The 15,675-nt window shown below is 61.1% G+C and carries 15 protein-coding genes and 1 tRNA gene; 10 read left to right on the top strand and 6 right to left on the bottom strand.

Annotated features, from left to right (window positions below):
- Positions 1–86: 86 nt before the first annotated feature.
- Positions 87–2,528, bottom strand: a complete 2,442-nt coding sequence (locus VHO05_RS10695; protein WP_329646567.1) for a TonB-dependent receptor — start codon at positions 2,526–2,528, stop codon at positions 87–89.
- Positions 2,529–3,273: 745 nt separating this feature from the next.
- On the opposite strand from VHO05_RS10695, the gene VHO05_RS10690 reads away from it, so the two are divergent.
- From VHO05_RS10690 to VHO05_RS10665, 6 genes are all read left to right on the top strand, one after another.
- Entirely contained in the window at positions 3,274–3,711 is a 438-nt protein-coding gene (locus VHO05_RS10690; protein ID WP_329646566.1) for a hypothetical protein, read from the top strand.
- Between the two features lie 16 nt (positions 3,712–3,727).
- The gene (locus tag VHO05_RS10685; protein ID WP_329646565.1) at positions 3,728–4,435 is read left to right on the top strand and encodes a MotA/TolQ/ExbB proton channel family protein; all 708 of its coding nucleotides are present in this window, start codon (positions 3,728–3,730) and stop codon (positions 4,433–4,435) included.
- The gene (locus VHO05_RS10680; protein ID WP_329646564.1) at positions 4,435–4,884 is read left to right on the top strand and encodes a biopolymer transporter ExbD; all 450 of its coding nucleotides are present in this window, start codon (positions 4,435–4,437) and stop codon (positions 4,882–4,884) included. The genes VHO05_RS10685 and VHO05_RS10680 overlap by 1 nt, the downstream gene beginning before the upstream one ends.
- A 23-nt stretch (positions 4,885–4,907) precedes the next feature.
- Positions 4,908–5,591 carry an energy transducer TonB gene (locus VHO05_RS10675; protein WP_329646563.1) on the top strand — a complete coding sequence of 228 codons (684 nt, stop codon included), beginning with the start codon at positions 4,908–4,910 and terminating at the stop codon, positions 5,589–5,591.
- A 170-nt stretch (positions 5,592–5,761) separates the two neighbouring features.
- The gene (locus tag VHO05_RS10670) at positions 5,762–6,364 is read left to right on the top strand and encodes an outer membrane protein (RefSeq protein ID WP_329646562.1); all 603 of its coding nucleotides are present in this window, start codon (positions 5,762–5,764) and stop codon (positions 6,362–6,364) included.
- Between the two features lie 308 nt (positions 6,365–6,672).
- Complete coding sequence (locus VHO05_RS10665) at positions 6,673–7,257, top strand: outer membrane protein (RefSeq protein WP_329646561.1); 585 nt, start codon at positions 6,673–6,675, stop codon at positions 7,255–7,257.
- A gap of 26 nt (positions 7,258–7,283) precedes the next feature.
- On the opposite strand, the gene VHO05_RS10660 is transcribed toward VHO05_RS10665, so the two are convergent.
- A complete protein-coding gene (locus VHO05_RS10660) occupies positions 7,284–7,523 on the bottom strand; it encodes a hypothetical protein (protein ID WP_329646560.1) in 240 nt (79 codons plus the stop codon).
- Positions 7,524–7,947: 424 nt separating this feature from the next.
- On the bottom strand, positions 7,948–8,796 hold the full coding sequence (locus VHO05_RS10655) for a fumarylacetoacetate hydrolase family protein (RefSeq protein WP_329646559.1): 849 nt from the start codon (positions 8,794–8,796) through the stop codon (positions 7,948–7,950).
- 154 nt (positions 8,797–8,950) lie between these two features.
- Between VHO05_RS10655 and VHO05_RS10650 the strand changes: the two genes are divergently transcribed.
- The 4 genes from VHO05_RS10650 to VHO05_RS10635 all read left to right on the top strand — a co-directional run bounded on the left by VHO05_RS10650 (position 8,951) and on the right by VHO05_RS10635 (position 14,085).
- The gene (locus VHO05_RS10650; protein ID WP_329646558.1) at positions 8,951–9,829 is read left to right on the top strand and encodes an alpha/beta hydrolase; all 879 of its coding nucleotides are present in this window, start codon (positions 8,951–8,953) and stop codon (positions 9,827–9,829) included.
- Between the two features lie 90 nt (positions 9,830–9,919).
- Positions 9,920–11,389 (top strand): DUF4332 domain-containing protein, encoded by a 1,470-nt coding sequence (locus tag VHO05_RS10645; RefSeq protein ID WP_329646557.1) that lies wholly within the window; start codon positions 9,920–9,922, stop codon positions 11,387–11,389.
- A 1-nt stretch (position 11,390) separates the two neighbouring features.
- The gene (locus VHO05_RS10640; RefSeq protein ID WP_329646556.1) at positions 11,391–12,182 is read left to right on the top strand and encodes a cobalamin-binding protein; all 792 of its coding nucleotides are present in this window, start codon (positions 11,391–11,393) and stop codon (positions 12,180–12,182) included.
- Between the two features lie 160 nt (positions 12,183–12,342).
- Positions 12,343–14,085, top strand: coding sequence for a methyl-accepting chemotaxis protein (locus tag VHO05_RS10635; RefSeq protein ID WP_329646555.1), 1,743 nt, complete (start codon positions 12,343–12,345; stop codon positions 14,083–14,085).
- Positions 14,086–14,174: 89 nt separating this feature from the next.
- Here the strand turns inward: VHO05_RS10635 and VHO05_RS10630 are convergent, their stop codons facing one another.
- The 3 genes from VHO05_RS10630 to VHO05_RS10620 form a co-directional block, all read right to left on the bottom strand.
- Positions 14,175–14,513, bottom strand: a complete 339-nt coding sequence (locus VHO05_RS10630) for a hypothetical protein (protein WP_329646554.1) — start codon at positions 14,511–14,513, stop codon at positions 14,175–14,177.
- Between the two features lie 210 nt (positions 14,514–14,723).
- A tRNA-Ser gene (locus VHO05_RS10625) sits at positions 14,724–14,813 on the bottom strand.
- Between the two features lie 231 nt (positions 14,814–15,044).
- On the bottom strand, positions 15,045–15,518 hold the full coding sequence (locus VHO05_RS10620; protein ID WP_329646553.1) for a hypothetical protein: 474 nt from the start codon (positions 15,516–15,518) through the stop codon (positions 15,045–15,047).
- Between the last annotated feature and the right edge of the window lie 157 nt (positions 15,519–15,675).

Raw genomic sequence — 15,675 nt, 5'->3', positions numbered from 1 at the left:
AACGACGACGATTCCCGCCCCTTGAAGCACAAAAAGCGGCCGGCTGTTTCCAGCCGACCGCTTCAAGAGTGGGAGAGAATAACAGTCTAGAATTTGTACTTCACGCCGCCGTAAGCCGCGAAAGGCATCGAAGGCGACATGGTGCGGGCATCCGAGAATTCAGCGGTGCCGAGTTCCTGGTTGACCTCGTTGACGTCATCCAGCTCGAAGTATGTGCCGTAGAGGCCGTACTTCTGATTGAACAGGTTCTTCACGAGACCATAGATCTGAATGTTCTCGGTGATGTCGTAAGACGTGTGCAGATCGACGCGCGTGTAGCCCGGAAGGAACGCATTGAGCCCTTCTTCGTCCGACACCTCGTTCGGGAAGTACGGAGAGTTGCTGGCCGCTACCAGATCGGCACCGACTTTCCACTTGGACGTCACCCAGTATTCGGCACCCGCCTTGAAGCGGTGACGCGGGATGCCCGGCAAGCGGTCGCCTGCGGTGAGGAAGGCGCACTCGCCGCTAGGATCATCGCACGTGTCGAGCGTGGCATCGACGAAGGCATAGTTCGCGTAGAAGTTCCACTTGCTCGTCTCGTACGTCGCGGACAACTCGACGCCCTGGCGGAGCGTGTCACCGGCATTCACGAAATAGATGCGGCCGGTATCGTTCGTGACGGGCAGGATGTCGTCCTGAGCAAGCGTCCGGTACAGGCCTGCTCCCCACGTGTAGCGGCCGCCGTAGTAGATGCCCTGGCCACGCAGACCGACTTCAGCCGTGCGTCCGATCACCTGGTCCAGTGGCGGATCGTCCGTGAGGAAGCTTTCGATGAGGCAGGGGTTCTCGGGCTCGGCGCAGCCAAGCTCGGCCGGGGTGGGCGCACGGTTCGATTCCGAGTAACCACCGTAGACCGACAACCCAGGCAACAGCTTGTAGTTGGCGCCTGCCATGGGATTGAAGCGTTCGTACTTGTTGGTGGTGTTGAGCTCTTCGAAATCACCCGTGTTGTCATGCAGCTTGATGGTGGCGTGATTGTATCGGCCGCCGACGGTCACCGTCAGGCGATCCGTAACATCCAGCGCGTTGGAGAAGTAAAGACCCCAGTAGGTGTTTTCGGAGTCGAGATCACGAGGCGCGAGATCCTCCGGACCGCCAATGATGACGCCCGAGCCATCGACAACGTACTTGGGCCCAATGGTGCCAAGCTCGCTCGATGTGCTGTAGTTGGACTTGCCATGGTCATAGGACACACCGGCGATCAAGAGATTCGGACGCCCGAACAGCGGAGTCTTTTCCTGACCTTCGATGACGCCGCCCCAGCTGTTGCTGTTGGTGTTCAGGCGCTCGATTGAGCCCAGCGGATCGTCGACGGCTCCTGCGGAAATGAAATTGCCGTTGGCATCGGTGACCCGCTCTTCGCCGCCGTCTTCTTCAAGACAGAGAAAACCGAGATTGCCCGCGTCCTCGCATTCCCCAACCTCCGTGATGTTTCCGTCCACCACACGGTTCTTGTAGTGGCGGTAGTAGCCAACGCCGGAGAGGGTCAGAGTATTGGTCGCCTTCACTGTACCGGAGATCGTCGGCATGAAGACTTCGTAATTGGTGGTCTGAGGCGAGGTAAAGGTGTTGCTCCAGTCCTGCTCCAGCAGCTGAATGGGAGCAGCCGCCGTGGCACCGAATTCGTTCTTGGCAGCCGTTAGGCTGACATGGAACTCAGCCATGCTACCTCTGAGGCCCAAGTCGCCATAGAAGCGCTTGACTTCGCTCTCGGAGAAGTCGCGGAAGCCACCGTCAGCAATGCCCTCGCCTGCAACGTAGATGCTAGCGTTGCCGCTCGATGCGCCGGCCTGGGCGCCAATGTAACCACGTCCGAACGAGCCGCCCATGATGTCGATTTCACCACCCTGATAGGTGAAACCATCTTTCATCTGGATGCTGATCGCGCCGCCAAGCGCGTTCAGACCGAACGACGGGTTGTTGCTGACGACCGACATGGAGGAAACAGCGATGCTTGGGATCACGTCCCACTGCACGGTGTCGCCGAAGGCCTCGTTGATGCGCACGCCGTTCTGATAGACGGCGACGCCCTGTGAGCGCCCGCTGACCGGTGACGCGTCGAAGCCGCGGAAGGAGACCTCGGAACGCATCGGATTGCCGGCTGCATCGGAGAGAATGATGCCCGGCACCTGCTGTTGAAGGGCCTGCTGGACTTGCGCAGTGCCTTCGCGGTCGATGTCGGCATCTGTGACGTTGGTCACGGCGTTCGGAACTGTGATGGGCGCTGCAAGAACCGGCGCACCCCCGCCAGTACCGGCTTGGCCACCGCCACCGGCGCCTTCAGTCGCGACCGTCGTCGGCGCGGTGCTGAGGGGCGAGACGGCTGGTGCCTTTTTCTTGGCGCGAGCGGCCTTTTGGACCGGCGTCTCCTGGACGACGTCAACCGCGGGAAGCTCGGCAGCAGGTTGGTTCGCCTCCTGTGCGCCCGCCATGTGCGATCCAAGCGCAAGAGTTCCGACGACCAGCGCTGTTTTTCTAAGTCTCATTCCCCCAAAGCTCCCTACGTAGAATTTCCCCACTCGAGCGCGCCCATCCCAATTGTTCGAACCCGGATTATTGGCAAGCGCCCGACCCCGTTAGGAGGACTATGGGCCACCGGAGGGAAGGGTCAACATTGTAACAGCACAATTGCCAGAGTTACGGACGGTTTTTCTCGTCATGTGGCACCCCCGCATCGGGAATATTTCCCGATTTCTTCGGGATATTTTCCCACATACAGAATTCTACCTGTATTCGGGAAAATATCCCGATAAATCAAGGAAATCACACGCCCCGTGTTTCTAACTAGGGAGGCACCGGCGAAACCGGAGGATGACACGAGGGTACGCGGACAATCCCGACCTATTGGGATGAGATTCTCTCAGATTCACAAGGCAATTGGCGCAACCCTGCCCATGAAAAAGGCGCTCGGGGCGTCCAGGCCCCGATTGATTCCCGTCACGATTTCGCGATAGTGGCTCCGAACTTTCCTGCCAAACCCATATAAGTCTGGCCACCGGAACATCGCTTCAGGACGACGACCAGCTACAGCGGAGTAGGCAACACAGAGAGCTGGAATTGTCTTGGCCGCATGAGCAGTTCCACGTTCTCCTGCCGCTCTTAGGAACTCTTGCGGACGGACGCATCTTGTCAGGTTATAGTGAAGCCAAAAGAGCCAGCGGAAGCCCTTATACCGCCGCAAGTGCGGTAAAGCTTCCAGCCGGCCAGTAATGCGAAGTCTAGGAGGACTACTTGAAACGTTTTGTCTGTGCCAACGGCAAGGCCCTTGGCTTCGTTGCACTCGCGTGCTTACCGTTTGCCGCCACACCGGCAGTAGCAGGTCCTGCCGTTTCTCTCGAGCTGAACAAGCTTGAAACCCAAGGCAACGGCTGCCGGGCCTACCTCGTCGTCCAGAACGACGAAGCCACCGCATACAAGACTTTCAAGCTCGATCTCGTGCTGTTCCAGCAGGACGGCATCATTGGCCGCCGCTTCGCGATGGATCTCGCGCCGCTGAAGCCGCAAAAGCGCACCGTCAAGCTCTTCGATCTCGACAACACGCCGTGTGACAAGATCGGAAGCTTTCTGATCAACGACGTCGTGGAATGCACGGCAGACGCAGGGCCGGTCGAGAATTGCCTCGCAGGCGTGACGGTCAAATCGCTCACCAACGTGCAGCTGACGAAGTAAGTAGAGGGTATCCGTCGTGGAGCAGATCACCGTCGCCGCCGGTCACGATTTTTCCATCTACGGCATGGTCATGCAGGCCGACCCGATCGTGAAAACGGTCATGGCGCTGCTCGTGCTGGCCTCCGTCGCGTGCTGGGCAATCAGCATCGAAAAGGCAATCCGCCTTGCAAGGCTTGGCCGCGACCTGAAGCGCCTCGAGCGCACGGTCAGCGATGAGGCCACCGCGGAGGCCCCGCGCGGCCTCGTGCGCACACTGCTCACCGCCGCCCACCACGAAGCCGACGACGGCGGCCGCAGCGAGCCGCGCGGCGAGTTACGCGCCCGCTTGGAGCGCGCCATGCGCCTATCCCTCAAGTCGGAGCTGCAGCGCCTCGAAGTCGGTTTGCCGTTCCTGGCAACGGTCGGCTCGGCGGCACCCTTCATCGGCCTCTTCGGCACGGTGTGGGGCATCATGAACAGCTTCACGTCGATCGCGCAGCAGAAGGACACCTCGCTGGCGGTCGTAGCGCCGGGTATCGCAGAAGCGCTCTTCGCCACCGCTCTCGGCCTGGCTGCGGCTATCCCCGCCGTCATGGCCTACAACATGATCTCGGTTTCGCTCGGACGCGGCGCCAGCCGCGGCAACACCACGATCACCGAGTTGGCGAAGCGTCTGTCGCGCCCACAAGCTGAAACGTTTGCCCGTACCGGCACCGAGCCCCTGCGGGCAGGAAAGTCCCACTGATGGGTATGGCAGTCGGAAATGGGTCGTCCGCGGGCGACGAAGATGATGGCGGCTATCGTCCGATGGCCGAGATCAACATCACGCCCATGGTGGATGTGATGCTGGTGCTTCTCATCATCTTCATGGTCGCGGCACCGCTGATGGTCGCTGGTGTCCCGCTCGAACTTCCGAATACATCGGCCGCCCGGGTCAGCCAGTCCAAGAAGGCGATGGTCGTTTCGCTCGATGGCACCGGCGCGCTCTTCATCCGGGAAGAGCCGGTGTCGCAAGGAAATCTCGTGCCGCGCCTGCGCGAGCTGCGCTCGGCCGAAGGCGACACCGTCGTCTATGTCCGCGCCGACAAGAAGAGCAACTACGGCGACGTCATGGATGTCCTGGGTCTCGTCGGAGAAAGCGGTTACGGACGCGTGTCGCTGCTCTCTCAACCGAAGCCCAAGGGCGCCCAGTAAAGGAACGCGGAGCGCTTCGCGCGATGATGAGCCTACGTGCCGTCACATGGCTGGTCTCCTTCGCTCTCCACGGCGCCGTGGCAGGGTTCTTCCTCATCACGCCCGGCGGCGCCTCGCTTGAAGAGGGAATTGGCGACGACACCTTCGTTATCGAGCAAGGGGTCGAAAGTCAGTATGTGGAGGCCGTCGAAGCGCCGCCTCCCGTCCCCCTGGCCGCCAAGCCCATCGAGGAAATAAAGCCGATAGAAGAGGACGTTCAGCACGTCGTCGGCTCGGAGCTCGGCCCCGAGCAAGAGAAAGTTACGCGCGAAGAGAAGCCGGAGAAGGTCGAAGAAATCAAACCGGAGCAGTTCGCCGCCGTCCAGCCCACTGAACTCGCCGTGGACGAGCAGAAGGAGACCGGCGAAAAGAAGACCGGTGGCGACATCACCGCGATGTCGGCCTATCGGGGCAAACTGTTCGCCCACATTTCGAAGAAGAAGGTCAATCCGCGATCGAAGATCGCCGGAACCGTCGTCGTGCGCTTCACCGTCGGCCGGCAGGGTGAGCTGATCTCCAGCGAGGTTGCAACAAGCTCGGGTTCGAAGATACTGGACGACGCTGCCGTCGCTTCTATCGAACGCGCCGCACCCTTTCCGGCCATGCCGAACGAATCCGCCGACGGCACCATGGTCGTCTCGGTGCCGTTCAAGTTCTCGGTTCGCTGAGGAATTCGGACCGCAATACGTCCACGCCGGGACGAATAGGCCAAGCACAAGTTATCCACAGCATCCATCCAATAAGACGCATTCTGTTAATTCGATCACGTTGTTCGTAGTCGCGCGTCTCGGTGCGGGTTAGCAATGCCAGCATCGTATTTTCAGCGGGGGCGCGTACTGTGCAGCATAAACTCTGGATTTCGGCATTGGCCGCGATGGCAACGATCGCGAGCACTTCGGCGAGCGCTCAGACCGCGAGCCGGTTTGACGGCTTCTACGTCGGCGCACATGCGGGATACGGCAAGATCGAAGACACCGACGACATCGATTTCGACGGCGGGCTCGTGGGTCTTCACGCCGGCTATAACTACGTGCATGGCTCCCTACTCCTAGGCGCCGAAGCCGACATCGACTGGTCGGGCATCGAATTCTCTGCCCGGAATTCGGGAGGCAGCTGGACCAAGGGCCAGATGAATTATTATGCGAGCGTGCGCGGCCGTATCGGCTGGACGAACGGCAATACGCTGATTTACGCCACCGCCGGCTACAGCTGGAACGAATACGAAGCCAAGTTTGAGATACCAGGCCTCATGTACGGCAAGATATCCGCCTCGATCGACGGCCCCGTTGTCGGCGGCGGCGTCGAGTACATGCTTTCACAGCAACTGAGCGCTCGCGTCGAGGGCCTGCACTACTGGCAAGAGCAGGGCATCGCAGACGATGACTCGATAGAAGCGGACACCAACGTCATCCGCGCCGGCCTCTCCTACCACCTTCGCTAGATGAACTACGGGACGCTCGACCGAATAGGGAGCGTTCCGAACCGCATCAGCAAGCACATCGAGAGGGTGGAGACGCCCGAGGGCCGTCTCCGTCCCCTTCAAGATCGCAGGGCGCTCGGCTTCACGAGAATACCTAGATATCGACGGCAATCAGCCAGCCGCAAGTTATCCCCGACAAACATCCTATAAGACGCATTCTGTTAATTCGATCACGTTGCAGGTGGTCGGACATCTCAGTGCGGGTTAGCTGTCACGGCATTGCATTCAAAGCGGGGGGAACCGTGCAGAACAGACTTTTGATGTCGGCCATGGCCACGATCGCAATCATCGCCTCTGCTTCGGCGGCGAGCGCGCAAGCCGCACGCGGATTTGATGGCTTTTACGTCGGCGCGCACGGCAGCTACGGCAAGGTCGACAACACCGGAAGCGCCGACGTTGAAGGCGCCCTCGGCGGTATTCACGCGGGCTACAACTACGTGAACGGTTCGCTGCTCGTCGGCGGAGAAGCCGACTACGACTGGTCCGATGTTTCGTATTCCCTCAACGACCCGCTCGGCGGCCTCGGCGGCAAACTGAGCATCGACCTAAACTACGTTGCGACTGTTCGCGGACGCCTCGGTTGGGTGTATCAGTCAGCCCTCTTTTACGCGACCGCCGGGTACGCTTGGAGCGAGGTCGAAGTGGCGCTCAGCATCCCAGGGCTCGGCCGTGACAGCGCGTCTGTCGATCTTGAGGGCCCCGTCGCAGGCGGCGGCGTCGAGTATAAATTTTCGAACGCCATCAGCGGCCGCCTCGAGGGCTTGCACTACTGGGGCGGAAACGACGACATCGGCGAGGGCGAAGACCTGGAGACCAATGTCATTCGCGCCGGTCTCACCTATCACCTTCCCTGACAGGCTAGGCTGCTGGGCTGCGTCGCTTAGAACGGCACCGCAGCCTTGGCGCCGAAGGAGAGCATGCTGGAGTTCTCCGAATAGCGGCCGTCGTAGGTGAGCTTGAGGTCGACGCCGTCGGCGGTGAGGATGTCGACGCCAGCCGAGATGTCGACATACTTGTCGTCGAATTCGGACGTGGAGGTCAGGAACTCGCCGGGCACCGCGACGAAACTTGCCGTCACGTCGAACTGGGCATTGTCGAGGAACGTGCCGCCCGCGCGCACGTAGGGGCGATAGGTGATGCCCTTCGCGGTGATTTCAGTGACGGGCCGCTCGACGACAGCAGTGCGACTGCGGAGGCAGCGACGAGCCCCGCGTGCACCATGAAAGTGTTGCGGCGATTGCCGGAAGCCGGCATGCGATTAGGCGCACGTGTTGGCTCGCCCCGAACGGGGCGCTGCAGCAGCGACGAAATCATGATGTGTGAGGTTTCTCAGGTTGAGCTACGCGACTGCGGCGGGAGACGCGTACGAATCAACATGTGCTCGCGAACGTAACAAACCTTACAAATACCTTTAAGCGCATCCTCTATCCGCAATCATCTAGAGAACCGTCTAGTCACAAAAATACATCGGCGCCGCTGCAGGAGCAGCAGGCGCCGACTAAAAAACGCCGTCAACGGACGGCATCTGATTGCTGCGCCGCCGGTTACCCGGCGAACGGCACCACAGTCTGACGTTGGGTGCCGAGCCCTTCGATCGTGAGCTCCATCACGTCGCCCCCCTTGAGATACTGCGGCGGCTTCATCACCGAGCCGACGCCCGGCGGCGTGCCCGTCGTCACCACGTCGCCCGGCTCCAGCACACAGAACTGCGTGATGTAGGCCACGAGGTACGGGATCGAGAAAATCATCGTCGCCGTTGAGCCCTGCTGCTTCACCTCGCCGTTGACCTTGAGCGACATGGCAAGGTTGGAGGGATCCGGAACTTCATCCGTCGTGACGAGCCATGGGCCGAGCGGGCCGAACGTCTCCGCCGCCTTGCCCTTGAACCACTGACCGTTGCGCTTCATCTGGAAGCGCCGCTCCGACACGTCGTTGCAGATCGCATAGCCCGCCACGTAGTCCATGGCGTCCTTCTCCTCGACATAGCGCGCGCGCTTGCCGATGACGAAGGCGAGCTCCAGCTCCCAGTCCATGCGGTCCGAGTTCTTGGGATAGATCACATCGTCGAACGGACCCGAGACCGTGTTGCCGAGCTTGTTGAAGATGATCGGCTCGGACGGGATCTCGAGGCCAGCTTCCTTCGCGTGGTCCGCGTAGTTGAGACCGATGGCGATGAAGCTCCACGGCCGCGCAACCGGCTGGCCGATGCGCACGCCCTCGGGCGCGAGCGGCAGCGATGCCGGATCGAGCGCCTTGAGCCGCGCCAGGCTCTCGGGGGCAAGCGTCTCGCCCGTGATATCCGGAATGTGTTGCGAGAGATCGCGGATCTTCCCGTCCTTGTCCACGAGACCGGGCTTCTCAGCACCCTTGGATCCGAACCGTACGAGCTTCATGAAACTTCCCCGAATTCACACATGTGGCCAAGACCGTGATCGCTTCGGATCCGACCAATCCGAAGCGTGAATCATCGGTCGAACAAAAACTTAGAGCGCGATTCCAATACCCGGAGAGGCAATCGCGCTCTAAAGTCGGCGGCCGGAGGCGCCGATGCTCGCAGGCTTTACATCACACACCATCCCGGTCGGCAACGGCATTGACATCGCAGCCTGGACCGCCGGCTCCGGCCCGCCTCTGCTGCTGCTCCACGGCTTCCCGCAAACCAGCGCTTGCTGGCGGAACGTGGCCCCCGCACTCGCGGAACGGTTTACCGTGGTGGCCGCCGACCTGCGCGGCTACGGACGGTCGAGCAAGCCCAAGGGCGGCGGCGATCATGCCGCCTATTCCAAGCGTGCTATGGCCGCTGACCAAGTGGCCGTGATGCGCGCCCTCGGCCACGAACGCTTCCGCCTCGTCGGACACGACAGGGGCGGGCGCGTCGCCCACCGACTTGCACTCGATCATCCGGCGGCCGTGGAACGCCTGGCCGTGCTCGACATCTGCCCGACCGCCGCAATGTATGCCGCAACGAACCAAGCCTTCGCGACGGCCTACTATCACTGGTTCTTCCTGATCCAGCCCGCCGACTTTCCCGAGCGCATGATCGCCAACGACACCCACCACTACGTGCGCACGACACTTGCCTCCTGGTGCAAAACGGAGGGCACCTTCGACGAGCCGATCTTGCGCCACTACGTGGAAGCCTTGTTCGACCCCATGGCCATTCATGGCGCCTGCGAAGACTACCGCGCCGCCGCGACCATCGACCTCTTGCACGACGCGGAAAGCGACGCCGCAGGCATGAAGCTCACTATGCCGATGCTCGTCCTTTGGGGCAGCCTTGGCACGGTCGGAAAAATGTTCGACGTGCTCGCCACGTGGCGCGAGAAATCGAACGCGCCCGTCAACGGCCACGCCATCGACTGCGGCCACTTCCTGCCCGAGGAAGCTCCCGGCGCCACGCTCAAGGGACTGCTCGATTTTCTCTGATCATACACAGAGTTCGACCTCACCCGCCTTCTCGCCCGGCCCGACTCGGCCCAAGTTGCAGCGACGCATGAAATCTGGGTGGGGACCCCCATGTCGCTGCTGTTCCGCATCGTCTATGCGGCCCATGCCAAGGGCACGCATCACAAGCTCGCGCTCGACGCGCTGAACCATCTCGCCGATCCCAAGGCGGAGACCTGGCAGCGGCTGTTCCTAAAGCACGCCGACAGCTATATGCGCGCCTCGAAAGCGCCCGACGACCAGTTCAAGGATTTCAAGAACCACGTCCTCCACGTGCGCGACGGCTACTGGGGCGGCGCGCTGGACAAGTCCGTCGAATGGTATGACGCGCTCTGTACAGCGTTGCGCAACGAGGAGTGGGAGAAAGTCGTCTGGAATGCCGGCGTGCTCTCTCACTACGTCACCGATCCGATCCAGCCGTTCCACACCGCGCAATCGGAAGCCGAAAACAGCATCCATCGTGCCGCCGAATGGTCGATCTCGAGGTCCTACGACGATCTGAAACGTCTGGGCCTCGAACGTCACGGCGATATGGAGGTGACGGCGGGTAACAGCGAGCACTGGCTGCGCGAGCTCGTCTGCGACGGCGCCGAGAAAGCCAACGCGCACTACGAAGCACTGATTGCGCACTACAATCTGCGTGCAGGCGTCAGCGATCCGCCGTCGGGCCTCGACGACTTCAGCCGCAAAATTCTGGCCGAGTTGCTGATCTACGCCACGAACACCTTCGCAGCCGTGCTTGACCGGGCCTTCCAAGAGACGGCCGCAATGCCCCCCACGGTCGATCTCGCGCTGGACACCATCCTTGCGGCCGTCAAAATCCCCGCCAAGATGCTGGCGAAGCGGCTCGCCGACGCCGAAGATCGCCGCATCGTCCAAGCGATGTTCGACGAGTTGACGCAAACGGGGCGCGTCGACGCCACGCTACCAGAAGACGACCGCATCGTTCGCGATCTCTACGCCAAGGAAATCGAAGTGCCGAGACTGGCACAGCGCGCCGAGCAGAGAGCAGCGGTCATTGCGCCCCATGCAGTCCGAGCGGCAGCGCCTACTCCGACAGCTCCGGTCAAAATGCTGCGTGATACCGCGCCTGCTCCGTCGAGCGCCAAACCGTTGAAGCATTATCTCGCGCTGACGGACGACATCGAGCGAGCACCAACGATTGGTCCCCGGTCCGCCAAGCGCCTCGAGCCTCTCGGCATTAAGACCGTCGCCGACTTCCTGTCGGCATCGCGATATCTGACGGCCGGAGCCTTCAATTCCAAGAATGTGACGGCCGACACCATCACGCTTTGGCAGGATCAGTGCAGGCTCATGCTGGAGATCCCTGGCTTGCGTGGCACGCACGCCGAACTCCTGGCCCAATCGGGTTTCCGCACCGCGCAGGCGATTGCGAGCGCCGACGAAACAAAACTCTGTGCCGATGTTCTGGCGTTCGCCGCAACGCCGCCGGGCCAGCGCATCCTGCGCGAAGGCGCACCGCCCGACATCGAGAAGATCAAGGGCTGGCTCGCAGCGGCGGTCACCGCACGCGCGGCCTGACATGCGGCGCTATCCGGCGGAACGCATCGTGTGTCTCACCGAAGAGACGGTGGAGACCCTATATCTCCTGAACGAACAGCACCGCATCGTCGGTGTTTCGGGCTACGCTGTGCGCCCGCCGCAAGTGCGGAAGGAAAAACCCCGCATTTCGTCGTTCACATCGGCCAACATTGACCGCATCGCCGCCTTGAAGCCGGATCTCGTTCTGGCCTTTTCCGACATTCAGGGGCCCATCGTTCCGGACCTCGCGCGCGCCGGATTGCCCGTTTATCTTTTCAATCAGCGCGATCTCGCCGGCATCTTCGTCATGATCCGTACACTCGGCGCACTCATCGGCTGTCCGGAAAAAGCGGATGACCTCGCGCGAACCTTGCAAGACCGTCTCGACACCGTGGCGAAGGAAAGCAGACAGCGCCCCATGCGCCCTCGCGTTTATTTCGAAGAATGGGACGACTCAATGATCTCCGGCATCGGCTGGGTCTCCGAACTGATCGAGATCGCAGGCGGGAACGACATATTTGCCGACAAGCGCCATTGCGCCCAAGCCAAGGATCGCATCGTCACGTCTGAAGACGTCATCGCACGGTCGCCGGACATCATCCTCGCATCCTGGTGCGGAAAGAAGGTGCGGATCGACGGCTTCAAGGAGCGAGAAGGTTGGGCTGCCATTCCGGCCGTTTCGACCGGCAGGATTTTCGAGATCAAGTCTGCGCTCATTCTTCAACCGGGACCTGCCGCATTGACAGACGGCCTCGACGCCATTTCTGCGGCACTCAATCGCCCGGAGAAATGAGAGTCTCTGCAACGATGAATCCGCGTTAACAAAAAAGATCCGTATTTGTACCTAAGACCCCATACAATTGAACACAATTAATTTACTCCGGCAGCGCAATTTCGATGAATGAAAATTGCGTTGAAAGACCGACGGTTGCGGAGGCCTGCTAACGCGATTTATGCGCGAATTTTTTGGGCGGGTGGGGCCTCCGGACATGAATATCCTTTCGAACTTCAAAGTGCTTACGAAAATACTGGCGGTAATCGGGGTCATGGCGCTCGTCGCGATAACCATCACCTTTTTCGGAACCAGGTCACTAAGCAACCTCAATGACGCGACAAACATAATGGAGACGAAAGCTGGCGGTGCTCTTTTAGCCGCACGGATATCGCGTGTTGTCGTCTCCTTGAATCGCGCAGAATACGTCCTGGCATCGAATCCGACACCCGAGACCCGCGCCAAAATCCGCAGCGAGGTCGACGAGGAGCTCAAAGCGTTCGCCGAACGCCTGACGTCCCTGAAAAAGTCCGTCAGCCAGGAAGACGAAAAGCACGTTGTCGAAATCGAAACTGCTTTCGCCTCCTACAGCAAGGAACTCGAAGATACCTTTCGGGTGGCAGATCAGATCCGCGATTTCACCGCCACGGAAGACATGAAGAAACTACAGGACTCCGTCGCGTCGAGTAGCGTCGCCACCAACAACCTGCGAACCGCTGTTCACGCGTTGCAAACCGCCCTGGACAAAGAGGTTAGCGTCGTTTCGGCTGCCGCAACCGAAGAATATGAACACGCATCGCGGCTGATGTTCATCGTCGCAACTGTCGGCATCCTATTCGGTCTCGCCATGGGATTCATCATCAGCCAGTTCGGCATCGTGAAGCCTCTGCGCGCGATGGTCGACGTCCTACAAAAACTCGCTGGCGGCGACTATCACGTCGAGATCGTCGGCCAGGATCGTAAGGATGAAGTCGGCGACGTTGCGAAGACCGCCGTCGTCTTCAAGGACAACGCGCTCGAGAAGATCCGCCTAGAGGAAGAGCAGAAACTCGCCGAAAAGCGCGCCTCCGATCAGCGCAAGACCGACATGCATCGTCTCGCGGACGACTTCCAGCGCGCCGTTGGCGGCATCGTGGAAATGGTGTCGAACGCCTCGAGCCAGCTCGAAGGCGCAGCGACCTCCCTCACGCAGACGGCCGAGCTGACGCAAGAGCGTTCAGGCGTCGTCGCCGCGGCTTCCGAGGAGACGTCCGCCAATGTCCAGGGCGTCGCAGCCGCTTCTGAGCAGCTCGCTTCTACCGTCACCGAGATCGGGCGTCAGGTCCAGGAGAGCAGCAACATCGCCACCCAGGCCGTGCACCAAGCGGCCAAGACAAACGATCAGGTCAACCAGCTGTCCGAGACCGCCAACCGCATCGGCGATGTCGTCGGCCTGATCACCACGATCGCCGCGCAGACAAACCTGCTGGCGCTCAACGCGACGATCGAGGCAGCCCGCGCTGGCGACGCCGGTAAGGGCTTCGCAGTCGTCGCCCAAGAGGTCAAGGCGCTCGCAGCCCAGACAGCAAAGGCCACGAACGAGATCGCGGCTCAGATCTCGGGCATGCAGACGGCGACGCAAGAAGCCGTTGGCGCAATCCACGACATCACGACAACGATCAACAAGATGTCGGAGATCTCGGGCGCCATCGCCGCGGCCGTCGAAGAGCAGGCCGCTACGACGCAAGAGATTAGCCGCAACGTGACGGAAGCCGCGAAGGGCACGAGCGAAGTCGCGATGTCCATCACCGACGTCAGCAAGGGCGCGAGCGACACTGGCACGGCTTCCTCGCAGGTCCTCTCGTCAGCCAAACAGCTGTCCTCGGAGAGCCGCTCGCTGCGCGATCAGGTCGATACCTTCCTGCGGACCGTCCGCGCCGCATAGACCATCAATTCTCAAGATGCGGGAGTGCTTGCCGGCGCTCCCGCATTTCCTATTTTTTAGCGATCGTTGCGTGGGCCTTCAGCATGGGATCATTCGCAGGGATAGATACCCGCAACGATATCCCGCATGGCGTCGTCGACGTTCCGGCCCGCACTCCCGAACCGCGCCGCCGACACGGCCAGCCGAACATGCTCGAGCACCGAAACGGGATAGCCCGCGCTCAGAATGAGAGGGCCGCCCCAAAAATTCGGCATACAGAAACTCCGTCCCTGCTCCGCGGCCTTAAGCCGGTCGAGATGGCTTTCAACACGGGCGAAGCAGGTGGCCAGCTTCTCCTGCTGACAGCTGAGCGCGAACTCGTAGACCGTTTCCGCCGAAGAGGCCCGGCCCCCTAAAAGGACGATCATCGCCACAAATGCCCAGCGCATGGTGAAACCCTGCCACGGTCACGTGGGGCCTCTCTGCAGGCGCCAGTCACCCACATGCGCAAATTCATCGTCACGTACTCAGGTTCCACCGCGCGAGCCGCGCGCGGCCACCATGGTTGGCCAGAAGACGCCGGACGGCGGACGTCCAGCTCTGCACGCAAACCCGCGCGTCGGCCGGGCGCCAGCAACCATCAAGTCATTGATAAAGAATGGCGGAGAGGGAGGGATTCGAACCCCCGGTACGGTTGCCCGTACTCCGCATTTCGAGTGCGGCGCGATCGACCACTCTGCCACCTCTCCGGCCGTTCGGATCCGCACCTCGAAGACCGTGGTCAAATCATCGGGATTTAGCGAACCGAGCGCAGCTGAATACCCGGTGATGGCCCCGGGCGCAAGAGCGCATGAGCAGTTCGGTGCCACAGCAAACCGACGCATCGTGACGCCCTTTGGTGGGGGCTCGGACGATCTTACGGCTACTGCTGCGCTGCCGACCGGCCCCCCCCCTGGACCGCGCCAACAATTCCTGCCCTCTCAAGGCCGGAGGTGAGAGGGGCGTACGATGCGGGTCTTGATGTCAGCCTCATCGAACAAAGGCACCGGCGCGGGGGAGGCTGAGATGGCGCCGGGAATGGGTGTCTCTGTCCCGAGCCAAGCGTTCAGGAACGCCAGAATACCTTTGAACAAAGCGACCTTCTTGGCAATCGCCGCGAAAGCGGCACCTCGATCGATCTCGTCCCAATCCACATGAAGCTGCACGACCGTCTCATAGAGCTCCTTGAACTTCGTGCCACGACCCTTTGCTTCCATGCCTTCGGCCAGCACAAGAAATTGCCCCAGCTCCATGACAAGCGCCTCCGAGGGGCGCTCTCCGTCGGGATCCGAAAAATGCGCTTCAAGGTAAGCCAGCGTTCGCGCGATCACGCGAGCGCGCGAAGCCATGGTTTTCTCGTCGGAGTCGCGATCGAAACCGAGTAGCGACGCCCACTCCTTCGGCGATCCGATCATCAGTAGTGCCCTCTGTTCATGCCCGGCAGTTCCACGCAGGCGAATCTAGTGATCGCAAATCAATACAGATCGAAATCAAGGCGCTGCGGCGGCAAATGGATGCGCCTCCAACATCCGCGAACCAAAACGGCCGTCGTCGCGTTTGGGAATGGCTCAC

This window comes from Hyphomicrobium sp. (assembly GCF_036262015.1).
Classification (GTDB): domain Bacteria; phylum Pseudomonadota; class Alphaproteobacteria; order Rhizobiales; family Hyphomicrobiaceae; genus Hyphomicrobium_C.
The sequence above is the reverse complement of the archived record's forward strand: the minus strand, read 5'-3'. Positions and strand labels throughout refer to the sequence as shown.